General features: G+C 28.3%; 17 protein-coding genes and 1 riboswitch. Of the genes, 13 read left to right on the forward strand and 4 right to left on the reverse strand.

Annotated features, from left to right (window positions below; all coding sequences use genetic code 11):
- Positions 1 to 10 precede the first annotated feature (10 nt).
- Positions 11 to 844: a DegV family protein gene (locus JYG23_RS11525; protein WP_207235816.1), complete on the forward strand. Its 834-nt coding sequence runs from the start codon at positions 11 to 13 to the stop codon at positions 842 to 844.
- Between the two features lie 50 nt (positions 845 to 894).
- On the opposite strand, the gene JYG23_RS11530 is transcribed toward JYG23_RS11525, so the two are convergent.
- The gene (locus tag JYG23_RS11530; RefSeq protein ID WP_207235817.1) at positions 895 to 1,662 is read right to left on the reverse strand and encodes a folate family ECF transporter S component; all 768 of its coding nucleotides are present in this window, start codon (positions 1,660 to 1,662) and stop codon (positions 895 to 897) included.
- Between the two features lie 75 nt (positions 1,663 to 1,737).
- A riboswitch (THF riboswitch) is annotated at positions 1,738 to 1,830 on the reverse strand.
- A gap of 200 nt (positions 1,831 to 2,030) precedes the next feature.
- Here JYG23_RS11530 and JYG23_RS11535 point away from each other — a divergent pair.
- From JYG23_RS11535 to JYG23_RS11545, 3 genes are all read left to right on the forward strand, one after another.
- The gene (locus JYG23_RS11535; RefSeq protein WP_207235818.1) at positions 2,031 to 4,031 is read left to right on the forward strand and encodes a stalk domain-containing protein; all 2,001 of its coding nucleotides are present in this window, start codon (positions 2,031 to 2,033) and stop codon (positions 4,029 to 4,031) included.
- 236 nt (positions 4,032 to 4,267) lie between these two features.
- Entirely contained in the window at positions 4,268 to 5,560 is a 1,293-nt protein-coding gene (locus JYG23_RS11540; RefSeq protein ID WP_207235819.1) for a hypothetical protein, read from the forward strand.
- Between the two features lie 13 nt (positions 5,561 to 5,573).
- Positions 5,574 to 6,557, forward strand: a complete 984-nt coding sequence (locus tag JYG23_RS11545) for a hypothetical protein (RefSeq protein ID WP_207235820.1) — start codon at positions 5,574 to 5,576, stop codon at positions 6,555 to 6,557.
- 418 nt (positions 6,558 to 6,975) lie between these two features.
- On the opposite strand, the gene JYG23_RS11550 is transcribed toward JYG23_RS11545, so the two are convergent.
- Positions 6,976 to 8,760 (reverse strand): phosphoenolpyruvate carboxykinase (GTP), encoded by a 1,785-nt coding sequence (locus JYG23_RS11550; RefSeq protein ID WP_207235821.1) that lies wholly within the window; start codon positions 8,758 to 8,760, stop codon positions 6,976 to 6,978.
- A gap of 307 nt (positions 8,761 to 9,067) precedes the next feature.
- Here JYG23_RS11550 and JYG23_RS11555 point away from each other — a divergent pair, with 307 nt between their 5' ends.
- The 6 genes from JYG23_RS11555 to JYG23_RS11580 all read left to right on the forward strand — a co-directional run bounded on the left by JYG23_RS11555 (position 9,068) and on the right by JYG23_RS11580 (position 14,078).
- The gene (locus tag JYG23_RS11555; RefSeq protein WP_207235822.1) at positions 9,068 to 10,093 is read left to right on the forward strand and encodes a branched-chain amino acid aminotransferase; all 1,026 of its coding nucleotides are present in this window, start codon (positions 9,068 to 9,070) and stop codon (positions 10,091 to 10,093) included.
- 77 nt (positions 10,094 to 10,170) lie between these two features.
- Positions 10,171 to 11,046 (forward strand): DUF1385 domain-containing protein, encoded by an 876-nt coding sequence (locus JYG23_RS11560; RefSeq protein ID WP_207238019.1) that lies wholly within the window; start codon positions 10,171 to 10,173, stop codon positions 11,044 to 11,046.
- On the forward strand, positions 11,040 to 11,903 hold the full coding sequence (gene prmC, locus JYG23_RS11565; protein WP_207235823.1) for a peptide chain release factor N(5)-glutamine methyltransferase: 864 nt from the start codon (positions 11,040 to 11,042) through the stop codon (positions 11,901 to 11,903). Before JYG23_RS11560 ends, prmC begins: the two co-directional genes overlap by 7 nt.
- Positions 11,904 to 12,039: 136 nt before the next feature.
- The gene (locus tag JYG23_RS11570) at positions 12,040 to 12,522 is read left to right on the forward strand and encodes a zinc ribbon domain-containing protein (RefSeq protein ID WP_207235824.1); all 483 of its coding nucleotides are present in this window, start codon (positions 12,040 to 12,042) and stop codon (positions 12,520 to 12,522) included.
- A 177-nt stretch (positions 12,523 to 12,699) separates the two neighbouring features.
- Entirely contained in the window at positions 12,700 to 13,773 is a 1,074-nt protein-coding gene (gene prfA / locus JYG23_RS11575) for a peptide chain release factor 1 (RefSeq protein ID WP_207235825.1), read from the forward strand.
- A gap of 62 nt (positions 13,774 to 13,835) precedes the next feature.
- Positions 13,836 to 14,078, forward strand: coding sequence for an RNA-binding S4 domain-containing protein (locus tag JYG23_RS11580; RefSeq protein ID WP_207235826.1), 243 nt, complete (start codon positions 13,836 to 13,838; stop codon positions 14,076 to 14,078).
- A gap of 48 nt (positions 14,079 to 14,126) precedes the next feature.
- Here JYG23_RS11580 and JYG23_RS11585 read toward each other — a convergent pair whose 3' ends face one another.
- Both JYG23_RS11585 and JYG23_RS11590 read right to left on the reverse strand, forming a co-directional pair.
- Positions 14,127 to 14,870, reverse strand: a complete 744-nt coding sequence (locus JYG23_RS11585; RefSeq protein WP_207235827.1) for an NAD-dependent protein deacylase — start codon at positions 14,868 to 14,870, stop codon at positions 14,127 to 14,129.
- Positions 14,871 to 14,900: 30 nt separating this feature from the next.
- Positions 14,901 to 19,037: a DUF445 family protein gene (locus tag JYG23_RS11590; RefSeq protein ID WP_207235828.1), complete on the reverse strand. Its 4,137-nt coding sequence runs from the start codon at positions 19,035 to 19,037 to the stop codon at positions 14,901 to 14,903.
- Positions 19,038 to 19,267: 230 nt separating this feature from the next.
- Between JYG23_RS11590 and murB the strand changes: the two genes are divergently transcribed.
- Genes murB through rapZ form a run of 3 tightly spaced genes read left to right on the forward strand, consistent with a single transcriptional unit; the run spans position 19,268 to position 21,810 of the window.
- The gene (gene murB, locus JYG23_RS11595; RefSeq protein ID WP_207235829.1) at positions 19,268 to 20,191 is read left to right on the forward strand and encodes a UDP-N-acetylmuramate dehydrogenase; all 924 of its coding nucleotides are present in this window, start codon (positions 19,268 to 19,270) and stop codon (positions 20,189 to 20,191) included.
- Between the two features lies 1 nt (position 20,192).
- Positions 20,193 to 20,933: a PHP domain-containing protein gene (locus JYG23_RS11600; protein WP_207235830.1), complete on the forward strand. Its 741-nt coding sequence runs from the start codon at positions 20,193 to 20,195 to the stop codon at positions 20,931 to 20,933.
- A gap of 16 nt (positions 20,934 to 20,949) precedes the next feature.
- Positions 20,950 to 21,810 carry an RNase adapter RapZ gene (gene rapZ, locus JYG23_RS11605; protein ID WP_207235831.1) on the forward strand — a complete coding sequence of 287 codons (861 nt, stop codon included), beginning with the start codon at positions 20,950 to 20,952 and terminating at the stop codon, positions 21,808 to 21,810.
- The last annotated feature ends 7 nt before the right edge of the window (positions 21,811 to 21,817 follow it).

Raw genomic sequence — 21,817 nt, forward strand, 5'->3', positions numbered from 1 at the left:
AGTATATAGAGTGAATAGTAAAATAATTGTAGATAGCTGTTTAGACTATGATGATAATATAGCATGGTTAAACGAAATAGAAAGAATACCTTTTAAATTGATAGTTGATGAGGAAGAAATAATTGATGATAACATAGACACAGATATGTTATTGGATAAAATGAAACAGAAAAAGACAGTAGTTAAGTCAGCTTGTCCGTCACCAAATGATTTTTACAATTCTTTTGAAGATAATGGAGAGTCATATGTTGTTACAATTTCATCAAAGTTGAGTGGTTCACATAATAGTGCAGAATTGGCAAAGAAAATGTTTTTAGAAAAATCACCTAATAGTAAAATACATATATTTGATAGCAAATCTGCAGCATCTGGTCAAGCACTTATTGCTTTGCAAATTAAAACTTTGATAGAAGAAAAATTAAATTTTGAACAAATTATCGAAAATATAGAAAAATATATTGAGAAACTAAATACACTATTTATTCTCAATACACTTGACAATCTTGCTAAAAACGGAAGAATAAGTATGGTAAAAGCAAAACTTGCATCAATACTTCATATTGTTCCTATATTATGTGGCAATGAAGTTGGAGAGATTGATTTAAAAGATCAAATTAGAGGGAACAAAAAAGCATTCATGAAGCTTGTTGAATTTATAGGAGAGTCATGTAATGATTATAAAGATAGGGTGCTTGGTATAACACATGTTAATGCATTAGAAAAAGCAAAGAAACTAAAAGATGATATACTTTCTAAGTATAATTTTAAAGATGTATTGATATTAGAAGCTGGTGGATTAAGCACATTATATGCAGATGATGGTGGAATAATAGTAACATTTTAAAAAAAGCAAGCATTAGAGAATTCTCTAGCTTGCTTTTTTGTATTAAATAATTAAAATTTTAATTTAAAAGTTTTGTTTACTGTTTCTAAGACTGTTGAAATTACAATAGCGTAAATTGGTATTAAAAAGAAATTAGAGAGTATTCTTGCTGGCAAAAATACTATAAATCCTTTACCCATAATAATTGATAAAAAGTAAGTGTTTAGTATAATAGAAGTTATAAATTGTGATACACTTACCATAAATAAAATTTTGTTCGTTTTGTATTTAGAATGAAATTTTTTAGTAACTATTATAGGGAATACTATATATGCTAAAGTTAATACTATGTATCCTATTATAAGAGCAATGTGAAGTGGCTCGCCATTATAATATAATGAGTTACCTTCAATTGTTAATAGTCCTTTAAATATAAACCCACCAACACAGCTTGCTGATAATATTGAAATAAAAATAGTATTGATAAGGTTATAATTTAATTTGTCACTCTTAAAATACTTAAAAAATAATCCTGGTATCAGTCCTGACAACCCCGCAGCTATAGTAAATCCTGGAAAATATGGACCTACTGGTTTAATTAGGCATGTAAGTATGTCCACTAAAGAACCAGATATAAATCCAACCATAGGACCGCAAATGATACCTGTGATCATTGTGATAGCTGTAGAAAATGTTATTTTAACAGCTTGAAATCCTGCGACTGGTATATAAAATAAAAATAATAAATTGAGCACTAAGCTCATGGCTATCAAAATACTAGCCGTTGTCAATTTGCGTGTTGTAATTTTTTTTGAAACTAAAAAAGTATTACCTTTCATTTGAACCTCCTTATAGGTACAAAGTAATACTTCCGCAATTAAGAAACATAATTATAGTCAAAAATACTATGTTTGTACAGCGGAAGCGACAAGATACCGCAGACTAAGTCTTTCGTTTAAGAGCGACCTCCCATCTCTTAACACTTAACGCATCTTATCCACTCTGTTTATTTTAACTATAAAGATAATAACAAAAATATAATAAAAAGTCACTATCTTTTTAGTAAATGGTTTTATTATACTATATAACATAATTTAACATAACAAAAGTAAAGAAATATTAAAAAAAACAAAATATAACAAATTATTGCAAAAAACAATATATTGTTATATTATAAAAACACACTTATTTTTTAACGGAGGAAAATATGATAAAAAAAACAAGCATTAAAATGTTAAGGACACTATTATTAACAGTATTAATCTCTTCAATGTTTATCATAACAGTATTTGCAGTAGATATAAGCATTGATGGACTAAAAGTTAATTTTACAAAACACTCAGGTTATCCATTTGTAGATGCCAACAACAGAACTATGGTTCCACTAAGGTTAACAATGGAAAGCATTGGAGCAAAGGTAGATTGGGATAGTGCAAATAAAACAGCAATAGTAACAAAAGGGGAAACAGAAGTAAAGGTTAAAATTGGGGAAAGCTACATTTATAAAAATAGAGAGAAATTAAAAAATGACACAGCAGCAATTATAAAAAATAAAAAAACATATCTCCCTATTAGAGCGGTTCTCGAATGTTTTGGAGCTACTATAAACTGGGATGGAAAAACAAAAACAGTTTTGGTTAACACTCAGGAAGATGTAAATTTTGTTACACTTATAGAAAATATGCCTATAATTGATAACTACTGGCCCATTATAGAAGAAGCAACATCTCTAAAAACTAATAAAAACTATTCAAATGCTATATTAAAATTTGAAAGCATAATTTCAGCTATAAAAAAAGAAGGCAACTTTACAAACGTTGCATTAATGTACAATAGAATGGGTGACTGTTACTCAAAACTAGCAAATTATGATAAGGCAAAGCAATGTTGGTTGGCAGAAGCTATATATTGGGATAAAGCAGGTAAAGTACAAGAAACAACAGCTGCAAATAGAAAAGCAGATTTGCTTGGTTCCGAGGTCAAACTTTACGCAGTAAGTACAAATGAAGAAAGGTCTCAAATTGATTATTTTGATGCTCCATTGGAACCTAAAAAAGGAATTTTATTAGGAGCATATGCAGAGGGTGATTCAAATGTTCATGATTCATCAAGCAATAAAAAATTCTATATGAATGACTTCCCTGATTTGGTTGGTAAAGACCATGCAGCATATCTTTTGTATTTTTCATACGGTATGGATTTATCAACATATAGTACACATATAAGAAAAGCTGTTCAGTTAGATAAAATTATAGAATTAGCATTACAACCACTTGATGGACTAGACATGGTAAATGATACAGACGGATACCTTGTTAAGCTAGCAAAGGATATGGAAAAAAGCGGTGCAAAATTCATGCTAAGGTTTGCAAATGAAATGAATGATCCAACAAATCCATGGTATACAACAGATTACAATAAATATATAGAAAAATTTAGAATAGTTTCAGGTATATTCAAAGAACATGCACCATCAGTAGCAATAGTGTGGGCACCAAACTTTTATCCTCCTGATAATATAACATATTATTACCCAGGAGATGAGTATGTTGATTATGTAGGTATTTCATCATACAAGAATAATAATCCACAGCTTGACCCTTTAAATCAAGGTATAGACAGAAGCAGATGGAGTAATCAGTTAGATTTAATTTACTCATTGTATGGCGATAAAAAGCCTATTATAGTATCAGAGGGTGGATGTTCGTTTAAACAGGCATCATCGGGCAAAGACTTAACAAATTATGCTGCTAGGCAATTAGATGATTTTTATGCATATATACCACTTAGATATCCAAATTTAAAAGCAGTATTTTATTTCAATCAGAAAAAGGATGTAACTAACTACTGCTTGTCACAAAATAAAACAGTACTAGATGCGTACAAGGATGCAATAAATGATGAGTATTATCTATCAAGTGCAACTGATAGTGATAGTATCAATGAATACTACTATCAGTTAGCAGGCAATACGGTTTCTTCAGAGGAGATAGCATTATGTTCATATGTCAAGTGTGCAACAGACAATGTAAAAAAAGTAGAATATATGATAAATGGAGTAACAATAGGCACAACCGAGAGTGTGCCTTACAGAGTAAACTGTGATTTTTCAAAATATAAAGGACAGCATATAAATATAACAGTAAATGCATTTGATTCAAATGGGAAACTATTAGTTTCTAAAACATTCAGCGTAAATGTGGAATAAATAACTAGTAAATATTATTGTTAATATCGAAAAAAGATAGCGTATAAAACTATGCTATCTTTTTTTGTAGGAAAAAAACAAATGTATTACTAAAGTCGAATAATGTAGAAAATTAAGTAAAATGGTAAAATAATATAAAAAATATAAATATAACAAAATTGTTATATCATGTTTTATTATAAAGGTATATAATGTAAGAATATGGGCACAAGTATAATTCAAAAACGGAGGATGGGATGAAAAATAAGAAAAGATATATTTTATTATTCTTAATATTTATACTAATTATTAGTATTACTACATCATGCAAAAAAGCAGATCCAAATACAGTTCATTTGTGGATGTACCAAAGAGACCAAAACGATCAAATAGCAATGTTAATACCTGACATAGAGAGATATTGTGAAAATAATGAAATACCGCTTCAAATACATTGCTATTATGAATCAGAGATGTCATATGATGATTATATATTGAAAAGAAATATAAATCTTGAAAAAAATAATACTATAGTCTGCGGTAACTATAACGAAATGAGAAATTTAAATAGTGAACACGCGAACTATGAAAATATAGAAAACTATAAAAATATAGTAAAATCATGCAAAAATCTACCATACATGCTAGTAGCATATACTTACAACATTAGATTAATTAACAAAAATTTATTAGATGTTTATGATATTAATTTTGATAAAGATATAATGTCACCTACAGACTATAGAAATATTATATTTAGACTATTAGAGAATGGGGCAGATTTAAGTAATGATAGCGCAATTAACAATGCATGTGTAACTAATTTAATGTATGAATACAATTTAAATTTAAATAATACTACCAAGGAAAGTGAAATAGATGAAGAATATAGAAATAATTTAGCTAATGCAATTAGAAAATTCGTTGAAAAAAGTAAAGATAGAACAAATATTGCCTTAGGGTGTAGCAAAACTATTATAGACAATAAAACTAACCTTACTCTGGACATAGGTTATGGTTCGGATTGTAGAGAAGATAATTGTTATTATACTGATTTTAACAAAAACACATTGCTTAAAAGTTTAAAGGATACAATAGTATTGTTTGAACCTGACATGATAAGATATGCAATATACATAAATGATAAAATCACAAATGAAAGTACATATAAGTTAGCTAATTATATGCTTGACAGTGAATTGTTAGGTGAAAATATAAGATTTTCATGTTTCACATTAAAAAATGATTGTGCTGATAATATGTATATGAACATAGTAAATAATAATGTGGAAATAGAAGAATATTACAAGGAAAATGAGACAGAGCTTAAGTGTATAAATGAAATAATAGAAAGAAATATATTAAACGGAAATATAAGTGAAGAGTTTATAAATGAATTATCATATAAAACGTTAGGTATGAATAGTTTAATGGAATGTTTTATTATGAATGCACAATTATTCAATATAAATAGAGGAGAAGAAAAAACAGAAGAATTTATAGACATAAATTTAGATAATTTTATAAAAAAAATCAAATTAAGTTTATAAGGGGGAAGTTGTGATGAAAAGAAAAATATTAATAGTTTTAATGCTAGTGATGCTAATATGTCAAAGTGCATGTAATAAAGCCGATAAAATAAATAATAAAGCAGAAAAGATTTATAATTTAACTGAAAGGCAAACGGAAATAGTTGAAAGCTATAATAAATTTAACACTCAGCAAAAACAAGTATTAAACTTTTTAGTTAACGATAACTATAGGTATTATGATTATTTATATTTACAAGTACCAATATCCTATGATGAACTAGATGTAATAAAACAATTAGGAGTAGAATTATTAAATACATCTAAATATACTTTAGCAACACAAGGTATGTGGTATAAAGGTAAAAAAACAGGTTATGCAGGTATTATAAAAGTACCTGAAGAGAATAAGGATGAAAAAAAATATTCAAATATAGAATGGGTACATTTTACTCAAGAACAAATAGACAAGAGAGAGAAATTGTATATAGATACATTAAATAAAATGTACAATGATATAGAAGGGTTTAATGAGCTTACAGATTATGAAAAACACTATTTTGCTAATCTATTTAATGAAGAGTATAAATTGAAATTAAATTATAAATTTTATTATGGTCAAGCAAAGTTGCAAGAATGTCGTAATGTACGAGAATTAGTTAAAAATATTTATGATTTGGATCTAGTAGGTATATTCATAGGTTCAACTGAACCTGCATACCAATTCTATGCAAAGTATGTTGAACAAAAGATAAGTGATGAAGGTTTTGAAAGAATATACAACCAATTTTTAGATGATTATAAAAAATTCTATAAATTTTTAGGTGAAAATATAAACTCAAAAACTGGAACGTATACATTTGAAGAACCAGTGTACTATAATTTTGCAGAATATATGGTAAGTTTGTTTTTTGATAGAGAAAAAACTTTTGAGCTATATAAATATAATTTTGATGAAAATGGCATGGTAACAAGTTTTACATGGACAAGTATAGAAGAAGTATTAAGTAAAAAATAAATATATTATATTAAAACCATTTTAAAAAGAACTACTGGATCAACACTTGGTCTTACCATATTTTAGCTGAATTAGATACAAGCTTTTTCTGATTTTTCAATGCTTTCAGTATAGCTATTTATAAAAGAAAACGGATTTAATTTTGTAACATTCATGTAGTGTAGCTGAAATTGTACGAAGTTAAACGTAATGTCCTTTGGTCAAGGTAGACTGACCCGTACCCTGTCCCACGCATTTGACCAATATGGAGTGTACTGAAGTTACAATTTCCTACACGCAATGTGATTACAAAATTAATGTAGTTTTCTTTTTGCTTCATAGGATAGCTTTATTTATTAAAATCGAAAAAGTCTGCTTTTTGAAGCAGACTTTTTCGATAAGCTGAGCATTTGATTAATTTAAATGCTGTTTTAATATGCTATTTTAAATTATTTTTCAAAGTTTCTAGTTCGTTTTGAAGTTCAGTAGGAATTCTTCCGTTGAACTTGTTGTAGAATTCTTCTATACCATTGGCATCTTCTAACCATAAATTTTTATCTATTGACAATAGGTTATTTAAAGTTTCTTTATCCATATCTAAACCTTCAAGGTTTAAATCATCAATATTTGGAACATAACCAATTTCAACTTCTTTAGCATCAACTTTATTTTCACATCTCTTAAGCATCCACTCAAGAACTCTAAAGTTTTCACCGTATCCTGGCCAAATAAAATCTCCGTTTTCGTTAGTTCTAAACCAGTTAACATGGAATATTTTTGGTAACTTATCAGTTTTTTGTCCCATTTCAATCCAGTGTCCAAAATAATCAGCCATATTATAACCACAGAATGGTAACATAGCCATTGGATCACGTCTTATAACACCAACTTGTCCATTTGCTGCTGCTGTTGTTTCACTTGCCATTGCTGAACCTATAAATATACCATGGTTCCAGTCTCTTGATTGATAAACAAGTGGAGCAGTTTTAGCACGTCTTCCACCAAATATAATTGCTGAAAGTGGAACACCGTTTGAACTTTCCCATTCACTTGAAATGCAAGGACAGTTTTTAGCAGGTGCTGTAAATCTTGAGTTTGGATTAGCTCCTTTTTCTGTAGAAGTTTTGTAGTTCCAAGGTCTTCCTATCCAATCTTCCATGTTTTCAGTTGGAGGAGTATTAGTTAATTTTTCCCACCAAACTGTCATATCATCTTTATTTATTGCAACATTAGTAAATATTGTATTTCTTGCTGTTGCGGCTAATGCATTTGGATTTGACTTAACGTTAGTTCCAGGTGCAACTCCAAAGAAACCTGCTTCTGGGTTAACAGCATAAAGTCTTCCATCATCGCCTATTCTTATCCAAGCAATATCATCACCAACAGTCCAAATTTTATATCCTTTGTTTCTGAATATTTCTGGTGGTATTAGCATTGCTAAATTTGTTTTGCCACATGCAGAAGGGAATGCAGCAGCTATGTATTTGATTTCTCCCTTTGGATTTTCAATTCCTAATATAAGCATATGTTCTGCCATCCAGCCTTCTTGCTTACCCATATAAGTAGCAATTCTAAGTGCAAAGCATTTTTTACCTAATAAAACATTTCCACCGTATGCTGAGTTTAGTGACCATATAGTGTTATCCTCAGGGAAGTGGAATATGTATCTTTTAGTTTCGTCCAAAGTACATTTACCATGTAGTCCACGAACAAAATCATTAGTAAATCCTAACATGTTTAAAGCTTGTTTACCTGTTCTTGTCATGATGTGCATATTTAGTACAACATATATAGAATCAGTTACTTCTATACCAATCTTTGAAAATGGTGAACCAATAGGTCCCATACAATATGGTATAACATACATTGTTCTACCAGTCATAGAGTTTTTAAAAATTTCTTTACCTAATTTATATGCTTCTTCTGGTGATTTCCAATTATTTGTTGGACCAGCATTGATTTCATCTTTTGAACAAATAAAAGTTCTGTCTTCCATTCTAGCAACATCATTAGGTTTAGTACGGTGATAGTAACAACCTGGCATTTTTTTCTGGTTAAGCTCTATCATTTCGCCTGTAGAGCAACCTTCTTTTCTTAATTGTTTTATTTGACTTTCGCCACCATCTATTAATATTACTTCTTTTGGATTTGTCAATGCAACAACTTCATCAATCCAATTTAGAACATACTTGTTTTTAGTGAATTTACTTGTGTTATTATTCATATTTAATATCCTCTCTAAGAACTATTATATTATTTATGTTACATTAATTATCAATATGTTATATTATATAACATTATTTTTCCTCTTTCAAGTAATATATAATTAAAAATTATATAAAAAATTATATTATATATAATTTAGTAAAACCTAATTAAATTTTAAAATAGTGCCTTTGAATTTTTTTTATATGGTTTTGATTTAAATTGTTCTCAGTAGACGTATAATATTAAAAGATGAATTGACTTTAAAGTATATTACAATTATAATTAAATTACAAATAATCAATTAATTTAGGAGGATTTAAGTTATGATTAAGAAGAAAGATATAAAATGGTCAGAGTTAGGATTTAGTTATGTTAAAACTGACAAAAGATATGTATCTTATTTTAAAGATGGAAAATGGGATGATGGACAACTTGTTGAAGATAATAGATTAACAATTAGTGAAGGTTCTACATCATTACATTACGGACAACAATGTTTTGAAGGTTTAAAAGCATATTCTAATAAAGATGGTGGAATTCAATTATTTAGACCTGATCAAAATGCATTGAGAATGCAAAGAAGTTGTGATAGACTTCTAATGCCAAAAGTACCCGTAGAAAAATTTGTTGATGCTTGTAAAAAAGTGGTTTTAGCTAATGAAGCATGGGTTCCTCCATACGGTTCAGGTGCTACTTTATACTTAAGACCTTTCCTTATTGGGGTTGGAGATAATGTTGGTGTAAGACCTGCTTCTGAATACATATTCTGCATATTCTGTACACCAGTTGGACCATACTTTAAAGGTGGAATGGCTCCAGTTAACTTTGTTACTACAGATTTTGATAGAGCTGCACCTATAGGTACAGGTAAAGACAAAGTTGGTGGAAACTATGCAGCAAGCTTATTAGCTCATAAACAAGCTGTAGATGCTGGTTTTGCAGATAGTATATATTTAGATCCAAAAACTCATACTAAAATAGATGAGGTTGGAGCTGCAAATTTCTTTGGTATTACTAAAGACAATAGATTTATAACACCTATTTCATCTTCTATTCTTCCAAGTATCACTAAATATTCTTTGTTGCATGTTGCTAAAGAATATCTAGGAATGGAAGCATCTGAAGAAGAAGTTAAAATAGATGAATTAGACAAATTTGCAGAAGCTGGAGCATGTGGTACAGCTGCTGTTATCAGTCCTATAGGTGGAATTCAACATAAGGGTAATATGCATACTTTCTATAGTCAAACTGAGGTTGGACCTATAACTAGAAAATTATATGATACTTTAATGGGGATTCAACTAGGAGATGTTAAGGCTCCAGAAGGATGGATAGTTAAAGTTAAATAATATTTGTGAAAGGAAGAATTATATTGGCACAGAAAAAAAAGACTAGTATCGGTGGTCAAGCGCTTATCGAGGGTATAATGATGAAAGGTCCTCATAAACTGGCTACTGCTGTTAGAAAACCAGATGGCGAAATTGAGTTAAAAACTTCCGAACTAAGCTCAGTATTTAAGAAAAAATTTTTTAAATTGCCTATTATTAGAGGGACATTTGCACTTATTGAAGCTATGATTTCAGGTGTTAGAGAGCTTATGTATTCCGCAAGTTTTTTTGAGGATTCTATTGAAGAAGATGCTGTAGATAAGTTTTTGAAAAAAGTTTTTAAAGATAAAGCAGAGAATGCTATAATCTATGTATCATTGATATTAGCTTTAATATTTAGTATTGGAGTATTTATTATTGCCCCTTCACTTCTAACAAACGTATTAAAGCATGTTACTGATAGTAGTTTAATATTAAATCTTGTAGAGGGTATAATAAGAGTAGCTTTATTTGTAATATACATTTTTCTTATTTCAAAACTTGATGATATTAAAAGGGTATTTAGGTATCATGGTGCTGAGCATAAAACGATTTATTGTTATGAAAATGGAGAGGAATTAATAGTTGAAAATGTTAGAAAATATTCAACATTACATCCTAGATGCGGAACAAGCTTTATAGTAAATGTGCTAATCATAAGTATTATAGTATTTTCATTTTTCGGATGGCCTAATCCATTTATGAGAGTTATAACAAGAATATTAATGTTACCAGTTATTGCGGGTCTCTCTTATGAGATAAACAGATATATAGGTGGTAAGGATAAACAAAATGTTTTAACAAAAATTTTAGCCTATCCTGGATTGATGATTCAAAAGATTACTACTAGTGAACCAGATGATTCAATGATGGAGGTTGCTATAGTAGCAATGGAAGCTGTTATACCTGAAAATGGAGCAGATGATTTATGGTAAAAAATTCAATTGAACATCTTTTAAAGGATGGAATGAATATATTAGAGAAAAGGGATTATAATAATCCCTTTCTTGATTTGCAACTTATTTTGATGAAGCTTTTAAATAAAGACAAAATATATCTATTAATTCATGGAGACGAAATAGTTGAGAATGAAATAGTAGACAAATTTTATAAAATGGTAAGAAGAAGAAACGAAGGCTACCCTCTTCAATACATGTTAAATTGCCAAGAGTTTATGGGGCTTGATTTTTATGTTGAGGATGGTGTTCTAATACCGAGACCAGATACTGAGATATTGGTAGAAAAGGTTATAGAGATTGTTAATAGTACAGATTTAAATGATAGAAGAATAAATATTTTGGATATAGGTACTGGAAGTGGTGCAATATCACTGAGTTTGGCGCATTATCTACAAAATGCATGTGTAACTGCAATTGATATTAGTGATATTGCTATAAAGGTTGCTAACATAAATATGAAAAATCTTAACATTCAAAACGCGGAGATTATTAAGGGCGATTTGTTTGGTAGTTTAAATATAAATAAAAAATTTGACATAATAGTGTCCAATCCTCCTTATATTGAAAAAGAAGAAATTGATAAATTGCAAGTTGAAGTTTCTAAGTATGAACCTCGATTAGCACTCGATGGAGGGCATAGCGGACTTATATACTATGAAAGAATAGCAGAGTTGTTAGAAGTTTATTTAGATAAAAAAGGTAAATTATTCTTTGAAATAGGCAACAATCAAGCAGAAACGGTAAGCAAAATATTAAAAGATAAAAATATTTTTAAAAATATTGACGTAATAAAGGATTTATACAAAAACGATAGGGTAATATTTGCACAATAATATTTATGGACATGTTGACATCATAAACTGTCGTTAATATAATATAATATAAATATATTAGCTTTGTTTATATTTTTAGGGGTATAAATTAGAGTAAAAAAATTTAAAATAATATATAGGGATAGGAGAAAATGATATGGAATTTTTTAAGGGCATTGGAAACAAAATATCTAAAACTAGCCAAGAAGCAGTTAAAAAAACAAAAGAATTGGCTGAGGTTTCAAGGTTGAATTCTGAAATTTCTGCAGAAGAAAGAAATATTATAACAATATACCAAAACATAGGGAAACTATACTTTGATAAGTATAAGAATGAAGAATGCAGTGAATTCGCTGAGTACATTAATAACGTAAAAGAAGGCTTAGAAAAAATAGAAACGGCAAAAGAAGAAGTGAAATTATTAAAAGGAAAGAGAACTTGTCCTAAATGTGGAGCTGAGCTAGAGGTAGAAACTGTATTCTGTAGCATGTGTGGACAAAAAATGCCTGAGATAGAAAAAGAAGAAGAATTAGTAGAAGAGCAAGTAGAAGATAAAACAAAAGAATTCTGTGCTAGCTGTGGTCAAGAGCTTGAGGATGGAGCAATGTTTTGTCCATCATGTGGAACAAAGGCTGAATAAAAGCATAATTAAAGATATATAATAAATGCTAGAAGCTAATGAGTATATTAGCTTCTTTTTTTGACGAATTATGGTACTTTAAATGACAATGTAGTAAATACAGGGTAAAATAATGTTTGCATACTAATGCATTTTCATGATATAATACTGTGTTAATACAAGTAGAGGTGATTACCAATGTTAGATAAATTAGATTTTATTGAAGAAAAATACAGAGATATAAGTGAAAAAATTGCTGATCCAGATATAATTGCTAACATGAATGAATGGAAAAAGCTAGTTAAAGAACATGCACAAATTGAACCAATTGTAAATAAATATAAAGAATATAAAGACACAAAAAATCAACTTGAGGAATCTAAAGAAATGATTTATGATAAATCATTAGATGAAGATTTTAGAGAAATGGCTAAGGAAGAAGTAAAAGGTTTAACAACAAATCTTGAAACAATTGAAGAGGATCTTAAAATTTTACTTTTGCCTACTGACCCTAATGATGATAAAGATGTTATAGTTGAAGTTAGAGCAGGTGTTGGTGGAGATGAGGCTGGATTGTTTGCAGGAAATTTATTTAGAATGTACACTAGATATGCTGAAAGGCAACGTTGGAAAACTGAAATAATTTCATTAAATGACCAAGGCGTAGGTATATACAAGGAAGCTATATTTGCTATAAAAGGTCAAGGCGCATATTCTAAGCTAAAATATGAAAGTGGAGTTCACAGAGTTCAAAGAGTTCCTGAAACAGAATCAAGTGGTAGAATTCATACATCTTCTGCTACAGTTGCTGTTTTGCCAGAGGTTGATGATGTAGAGGTAGAAATTAATCAAAATGATATAAAAATAGATGTTTTCAGATCGTCAGGTAATGGTGGACAGTGTGTAAATACAACTGACTCAGCTGTTAGATTAACACATATCCCTACTGGTATTGTTATATCATGTCAGGATGAAAAATCACAGCTTAAAAACAGAGATAAGGCTATGAAAGTTTTAAAAGCAAAGCTATATGATAGATATCAGCAAGAGCAGCATGATGAAATTGCTTCATCTAGAAAAAGTCAAGTTGGTTCTGGTGATAGAAGTGAAAGAATTAGAACATATAATTATCCACAAAGTAGAGTTACAGACCATAGAATAGGCTTGACTTTATACAAATTGGATAGCTTTATAGACGGTGATTTAGAAGAAATGATTCAGGGTTTGATAACATCTGACCAAGCAGAAAAACTAAAAAATTTAAATGATTAAATATTTAAATTTCTAATATAACACATTATTGTTTAAGTTATAAACTTTAAACGGAGGTAGTTATGAGAATAGATAAATTTTTGAAAATTGCAAGAGTTATAAAAAGAAGAACGGTTGCTAAAGATGCTTGTGACCAAGGCAGAGTACTTGTTAACGCAAAATTAGCAAAGCCAGGTACCGAGGTTGAGGTTGGGGACACAATAGAAATAGAATTTGGTACTAATCCAATGAAAATAAAAGTAGAAAAAATACTTGAGCACGCATTAAAAGATGATGCTAAGGATATGTTCACAATTTTAAGCTAAAAAAAAATGCTTCACTTAAACTAATAAGTGAAGCATTTTTTTATTTTTCTATTCTACTTCAAAGTTTGTTGCCTTTGATAAAACATCACCTATTGCACCATTGATTACAAGATCGGCTAATTTATCATAAGGGGTTGAACTTTTGTTTATTAAGACAAGGGTGTTGCCTCTAAAATAATTGATAAATGAAGCGGCTGGGTAAACTGCTAGTGATGTTCCACCAATAATAAGAGTATCGGCATTTTCTATATATTTTATTGCACTATCTATATTTTCAAAGTTTAGACTCTCCTCATACAAAACAACATCGGGTTTGATTATTCCACCACAATCATCGCAAGTTGGTATATTAGTAGTATTTTTGACGTGCGCTGCTTCGAAAAATTTACTGCATCTCCTACAATAATTTCTGTGAACAGAACCGTGAAGTTCAATAACATTTGTACTGCCAGCCAACTGATGTAGTCCATCAATATTTTGAGTTATTATAGCTTTCAAAATACCCATATGTTCAAGCTTTGCCAATGCTTCATGGGCTTTGTTAGGTAAGGCATCAAGATTAAGCATATTTTCTCTGTAATATTTGTAAAAAATATTTGTATGTTTTTCAAAAAATGTTCTGCTAAGTATTTCTTCTGGTGGAAATCCGTATTTTGAAACAGCATTGTAAAGACCATTTTTAGAACGAAAGTCTGGAATGTTGCTTTCTGTTGAAACACCAGCACCACCAAAAAATACAAGATTTTTTGAATTTTTTAGAATAGACTTTAAATTAAATATTAAATCATCCATAATATCCTCCAGATTAGAGATTTTTATTAATTAATTACTTTTATGTTTTTTCGCTTTTGAATTAGCTAAATTTTTTACACCATATACTCCAGATAAAATAAGGCCTGACAATGTATTTATGCCGAAAGTGGCGCCAAATAAACCATAGAACATAAGTGTTCTAAAATATTTTCCTGCAAAGGAGTTAAACATTTTATGAATCTTTTTAGGGCTCATATCATTTATTTGCTCTTTTACTATTTTGTCAAATTCAATATCTTTTAAAATTGTATCTAGATTGCTTTTAAGAGATAAAATGCTTGCGTCAGTTACAATTTCAAGTAAATAATCTCTTGATTTTGTATCTAAGATATTAAATTTATCTTTTTCTACCTCATCAAATAAACTTTGTATGCAATCTTTAATCAACGTTTTAGTATCATTTTTGCTAATTAATTTACTTAATATAGTTCTCAAACTAATTGATAAATCACTTATATCAGCAACACTCTCAAAATTTAATGAGTAATCATCTGTATCTATTGTTTCAAACAAATAGCTTAAACTATTGTTTATACATTTATCATTAAATATAAAATTGGATATGTTGTTACTGAAATAATTAATTTCTTTTTCAGATATACCTTCAAAAACTTTCCTTATATCATTTGATTGTATAGTATTTTCAAAAATGCTATTAATTATCTGTTTTGTAGATATAAGTAGGTCGTTTCTAGATAACTTGCAATTTTGTTTTATAATATTTATTTCTTTGCTTATATCAGTACCATAATTGTTGAAAATGCTGTCTATGCTATCTAAACCAAATGGTTTTAGTAAATCTTTGATTGTAAAGTCATTAGCTTTTTCTTTGACAAAATCAACTGAGCTGCTGATGAATTCTTCTATGTTAATATTACTTTTTTGACTGAAATCGTCAGATGAATTAAAATTCAAGTCACTATTTACAGTTATGCCTAAATCAACAACTTTTGATTTCAGAATTTTTTGATTCAATATATTTGATAAAGATTTATATAAATAATCGGTTTTTGTTTGCAAATATATTGGTAATTTTTTTACAATAGCTTTTTCTACTGTGGTATCTATTATGCTAGGACCACCAACCATTGCATAAACACCTTTTGTTAAAAAATTTAAATTTTTTGTAATCATATTCTGTATTGCTATCGATATTGGTGTCTTTGCTTTAACAAACAATTTGGCAGAGCTTTTTTCAATGTTGGTGCATATATCTAGAAGATATGAGTTAGCTATTTTAGACGCGTTACCTTCAAATAAGCTACCAATATTATTGTCACTTTGCAATGCTGTATTAATTTTATTTATTAATATTTTTCTTGTTTTATCTTTAATTTCGTTGTCTGATGATAAATTTTTTGCTTTGTCTTTTAGCAATAAACTAATAGACTCAGCATCAAAATTTGTTAATATATCAGTTAAATTTTTATCTAACATGTTTTTGTATTCAACATTTTTCTGACAAAATAAGTTGTGTATTTTTTCATAATCTATGACATCAAGTATTTTATCATAATTACTGTTTAAATAATCTGAGAACAAATTTTCTACATAATTTAAAGCTTTTGTGTTTATTACAGTAGATATTTTATCATTTTTGTATATATATTCTGATGCTTTGTTATCTATATAGTTTTTAAATTTGGTTTTATAATTTATAACAGCTTTAGTTACAGCTGTTTTATTTCTATATAATGCTTCTGAAACACTAATTTTATTAACACGATTAACAAATATATTTGTCATGTTGCTAGAGTTTGAAATTAAATAGTCATAACTTTTTTTGCTAAGATAATTAACTATATTATCACTATTATTTGAAATAATGTTGTTTATTTTTTCATAATTGTTTTCTGAAACATTAGCTTTTATATTATCTTTGATAGAGGTTTCATATATGTCAAATAACTCGTTTATACTGTCTTTTGATAATAGATATTTGTTTATACCATATGACATGCTATCAGCTAATATAGCTTTGTTTTTAGCAATATAGCCTAATGAAAAATGTCTAAAGAACGGTACTTTTTTTAGAAATTTAATTTCATTATAAGGCTTGAACAACATGTTTATTGCAATTGCATTTGTTGAAAATCCAACTAAAGAATATGTTAAAGCGTTAACTAATGATAAAGGTTCAACAATAGTTGCATTGGGATTAACAATGGCTATTATAATACCAGCTACAATACCAAGCATTCCACCAAAATACATTATTGGTTTTAGATTGTTTCCTATAAAGCTTTTTGCCATTTCACATAATTCTTCATCACTTAGTTTGTTTAAATTTGTTTCAGACAAACTTCGTATAAATTTTTGAAGAATAGGACTAAGATTTAATGTTATTTGATTTCTTAATTCTAAGGCAACATTGTCATGCAATTTATTGAATGAGTTTAGCTTTGTAAATAATTCATGCATAGTTAAATTTGAAGAATTTTTAATATAACTATTTAAAGCATTTTTTGTAGAATTAGATATTTCAGTGTTTATAAATTCAATATTATTAACATCAATAACTTGGCTTATGTTTTTATTGCAAATATAATTTGCAATGTTTGAGTTAAGTGTATTCAAGATGAATTCTTTTTTGTTTGTCAAAATTTCAATAAGTTTATCATTTATATTAACATTCGACGTATAAAAATTAGCAATTAATTCTTCTAGACTTTTATTTAAAGTTTCAGAAATTATATTGCTGAATTTATCCTTACAATTGCTTAGCATTTTGTTTGATAATAGTATTTTTTCTCTTATAAGTGTAGAAATTTTTTTAGTGATTATACTGTTTACAGTTTCATTGTTGATTAATGACTTAAAGCTGAATGAAGCTGTATTAGATAAATTTAATATAATACTTTTTATATATTTGGTTATGAATTCGCTGAATTTACTCTCATTCAATACATCGTGTTCAATTAATGCATTTATTAATTGTGAAACAGAGGTGCTCTTTAAACGCTCTGCTATTTTACTTATCAAAGTATCAAGCAAGGAGTCTAATTTAGCGTCATCACTTAAGATGTTCGATAAAAATTCCTTTAAGTTAAATTGGTTTATTTTATTTTGAATTGTACCTTTTGCCATACTAAGCATTGCTTTTTTACTTGTATCTTGCTCGTTTATTGTCTCGCTTATAGATTCGTTTATTATATTTAGTAAATCCTTGTCATTTTTATCAACAAATTCTAATATAAATGTTATTATCTCAGAAGAGTTATTTTTAATATAACTTTTAATGTTGTTTAATGTTTCAACATCGATTAATTCGTATAAGCATATATTTAAATTTTTACCATAATTAATTATACAATTGGCTAAATTATACAATAATTCATTGGATTTGTCTGATGTTAAAAAATTATTTATCAAATTATTAATTTGTAAATTTATATTATCTTTGTTCTTAATTAATATTCTGTTTATTAGTTCATTAATAGATTTATAGGAGTTTGTTTTTACTAATACATTGTTAATAAAGCTATCAATTTTATTATTAATAGTATTTGACAAATTTGTTTTATCAAATATAATGCTTTCTATATTGTTTGATATTACATTGCTTGATGTAGTACCAATTAAGTCGCAAATTGAAGTTTCTTTAGAATTATCATTGTAATTTGCGAACAAATTATCAACCAATAAAGAATTTTTCATAATAAAAAGCAAATTGTCATATAGATTTGAAGTAATGGTTGAAATTTGTTTAGCAGTAATTATATCTTCAATTTTTGTGTTTAAAGATATATACGAAATTGTTTTATCAACTAAAGGCGGTATTTCAGTTTTGATTAAACTTTGCAATGATTTATTAAATTCATCAAAACCAGGTATGTTACAAACTTGTATATTATCTGTAACGTCAAATATACCTTTATTAAAAAAATCTTCGACCAGTGTATTAAAATTATCAATAAAAGAACTGTCTCCAATGATTGATTGTATTTTATCTTTGTTGACTATATCTTCTTCTACTAATTTTGTTATATTTGCTATAAATTCATCTCTAGTTTTAGGTATAACACCGCCTATGTGCAAGGGTGTATATGATTTAAAAAGCATATTTATAGCATATTCATTTGTTATGTAGCCTGCAGCACCACCTAAGATAGGTTGTATAAGTAAATTTAATATTTGTTTGTACATTTCTTTCTCCAAATTTTACTTTATAATAATACTATTATAGCATATTTAACTAAAAATTAAACAAATGTTTAATACTGTTAAATTATTTGCAAAAACAGAAATCTTTATTTGCTTATTAGGCAATTATTTCTTTTATATTTACTAAAAAAATGTTATTATTATAATAAGAATGAAATGTTTTAATTTTAATATGATTATAATAAGAAATAAAGTTAAGGAAGGGTTTTTTTATGGGTTTATATGAAAATTATGAAGACTTTTATAAAGAGTTATCATTAATCATAGATAGTAAAATAATAAAAAATGAAGAATTAAAGAAGCATATTTTCTTTAAAGTCGGAGGTAATGCTGATTTTTTCATAGAACCTAAAAGTTATGAGGATTTAAGTAAGGTTTTAAAACTGGTTAAAAAATACGATGTAAATTATTATATAATTGGGAATGGTACTAATTTACTCGTTTCTGACAAAGGGTTTAGAGGTAGTATAATAAAAATAGGTGGTAGTTTTTGTGATTTTTCTATAGAGGATAATGTTGTTAAAGTTCAATCTGGTGCTTTGTTGTCAATGGTTGCTAAGAATACCGCTGCAGTTGGTTTAAAAGGATTGGAATTTGCATGTGGGATACCAGGATTTATAGGTGGCGGAGTAGCGATGAATGCAGGAGCCTATAATGGTGAAATAAAAGATGTTGTAACAAGTGTAGTTTGCATGGATACATATGGAGATATAAAAAGATTAAGCAAAGAGGAAATGAAATTTGGTTACAGAAATAGTGTTGCTTTGACAGATAATATGATAGTGCTGGAAGTTGAATTTACTTTAGAAAAAGGAAATAAAACAGAAATTTTGAATAGAATCAAGTTGCTTAATGAAAAAAGAACTAAGAGCCAGCCATTAAATTATCCAAGCGCTGGTAGTACGTTTAAAAGACCTGAAGGAGATTTTGCAGCTAGACTTATAGAAAAGGCAGGAATGAAAGGATTTTCTCATGGTGGAGCAATGGTATCTGATAAACACAGCGGTTTCGTTATAAATTATAATAATGCAAGTTGTGTAGAGATATTGGAGCTAATGGATATTATTGTTGAAAAGGTATACGAGGATTCGTCTATAAAATTAGAACCAGAAGTTAGGATAATAGGGGAGTTTTAATATGAGAGTTACTAAAGATTATCATGTCCACTCTAAATTTTCTCATGTGAGACATGCTAAAAATACAGTTGAGGAAATTGTTAATAAAGCTATAGAAGTAGGTTTAAAAGAAATAGCTATAACAAATCATGGACTTTCACATATTACTTACGGAATTAGAAAGAGACATTTGCTTAGCCTAAGAAAAGAAATCAATGAGTTGCAAATGAAATATCCAAATATTAAAATATTGTTAGGTGTGGAAGCAAATATACTGAGCTTAAATGGTGATATAGATGTTACCCAAGATATCATAGATAATTGTGATATTGTGCTTTGTGGATACCATACTTTTGTTGGATATAAAACATTTAAGGACTTTTGGAGCTTTATGGTTCTAAATAAATTAGCAAAAAAATTTGGATGGTTTGTGGAAAAGCAAAGAAAAAGTAATACACAAGCAATCGTAAAGGCGATGGAAAGCAAGAAAATAAATATTTTAACACATCCTGGTGAAAAGTTAATAGTAGATATTGAAAAAATAGCCAAAAGTGCCGAAAAAAATAGTATAATATTAGAAATAAACTCAAGTCATAAGCATTTAAGTACTGAAGAATTAAAAGTTTGTAAACTTTATGATATAAAGTATATTATAAATAGTGATTCTCACAGTATAGATACTATTGGAGACTATAAATCAGGTATTGATAGAGCAGTTGAATCTAATATTAACTTGAAGGAAGTAATCAATTTAGAAATTTAATTTGTGGGGTGAAAATATGGAGTTTGTTATAATAACAGGAATGTCTGGTGCTGGAAAAAGTCAGGCTATAAATGTATTAGAGGATATAAATTTTTATTGTATGGATAACTTGCCCCCGATGCTTCTGCCTAATTTTTTCGAATTATGCAAGGCATCAACAAAAAAAGTTGATAAAGTTGCAGTAGTTGTTGACATAAGGGGAGGAGTCTTCTTCAATGATTTATTTACTAGTTTGAATGTATTAAGTCAAAATGGTATAAAGTACAGTATATTATATTTAGAAGCTTCTGATGAAGAGCTTGTTAAAAGATATAAAGAACTAAGAAGACCGCATCCGTTGAGTCCTACTAGAAGAATTATTGATGGTATCAAAGAGGAAAGAAATTTTCTTAAAGAGGTAAAGCAGAAATCTAATTATATAATTGACACAACAGGTTTGAAACTAGCTAAATTAAAGGAAGAAATACAAGGTATATTTGTTAAGGGAAAAACTACACATAATATGACTATTACAGTAATGTCGTTTGGATATAAGTATGGCATACCTTATGATTCTGATTTAGTATTTGATGTAAGGTTTTTACCTAACCCATACTATATAGAAGAATTAAAACAACTTACTGGTAATGATAAAGAAGTACAAGATTATGTAATGAAGTATGAAATAAGTAAAAATTTTTTAGAAAAGCTAATAGACATGCTAGAATTTTTATTGCCTAATTATATTAGAGAAGGTAAATCAAATATTGTTATTGCTATTGGTTGTACTGGAGGAAGACATAGATCTATAACAATAGCCAATAGAATTGCTAAACACTTTGGAAACGAAAATTACAGAATATCATTAACACATAGGGATGAGAAAAATAACGTTTAAATGAGGT

The organism is Sedimentibacter sp. zth1 (assembly GCF_017352195.1).
Classification (GTDB): Bacteria; Bacillota; Clostridia; order Tissierellales; family Sedimentibacteraceae; genus UBA1535.

Bases quoted from the DNA above. Each gene is read 5' to 3' on its own strand.
- JYG23_RS11570 (WP_207235824.1), top strand. From the start codon at position 12,040: ATGGAATTTTTTAAGGGCATTGGAAACAAAATATCTAAAACTAGCCAA.
- prmC (WP_207235823.1), top strand. From the start codon at position 11,040: ATGGTAAAAAATTCAATTGAACATCTTTTAAAGGATGGAATGAATATA.
- JYG23_RS11580 (WP_207235826.1), top strand. From the start codon at position 13,836: ATGAGAATAGATAAATTTTTGAAAATTGCAAGAGTTATAAAAAGAAGA.
- rapZ (WP_207235831.1), top strand. From the start codon at position 20,950: ATGGAGTTTGTTATAATAACAGGAATGTCTGGTGCTGGAAAAAGTCAG.
- JYG23_RS11590 (WP_207235828.1), bottom strand. From the start codon at position 19,037: ATGTACAAACAAATATTAAATTTACTTATACAACCTATCTTAGGTGGT.
- JYG23_RS11530 (WP_207235817.1), bottom strand. From the start codon at position 1,662: ATGAAAGGTAATACTTTTTTAGTTTCAAAAAAAATTACAACACGCAAA.
- JYG23_RS11545 (WP_207235820.1), top strand. From the start codon at position 5,574: ATGAAAAGAAAAATATTAATAGTTTTAATGCTAGTGATGCTAATATGT.
- JYG23_RS11560 (WP_207238019.1), top strand. From the start codon at position 10,171: ATGATGAAAGGTCCTCATAAACTGGCTACTGCTGTTAGAAAACCAGAT.
- JYG23_RS11535 (WP_207235818.1), top strand. From the start codon at position 2,031: ATGATAAAAAAAACAAGCATTAAAATGTTAAGGACACTATTATTAACA.
- JYG23_RS11555 (WP_207235822.1), top strand. From the start codon at position 9,068: ATGATTAAGAAGAAAGATATAAAATGGTCAGAGTTAGGATTTAGTTAT.
- murB (WP_207235829.1), top strand. From the start codon at position 19,268: ATGGGTTTATATGAAAATTATGAAGACTTTTATAAAGAGTTATCATTA.
- JYG23_RS11600 (WP_207235830.1), top strand. From the start codon at position 20,193: ATGAGAGTTACTAAAGATTATCATGTCCACTCTAAATTTTCTCATGTG.
- JYG23_RS11540 (WP_207235819.1), top strand. From the start codon at position 4,268: ATGAAAAATAAGAAAAGATATATTTTATTATTCTTAATATTTATACTA.
- JYG23_RS11550 (WP_207235821.1), bottom strand. From the start codon at position 8,760: ATGAATAATAACACAAGTAAATTCACTAAAAACAAGTATGTTCTAAAT.
- JYG23_RS11585 (WP_207235827.1), bottom strand. From the start codon at position 14,870: ATGGATGATTTAATATTTAATTTAAAGTCTATTCTAAAAAATTCAAAA.
- prfA (WP_207235825.1), top strand. From the start codon at position 12,700: ATGTTAGATAAATTAGATTTTATTGAAGAAAAATACAGAGATATAAGT.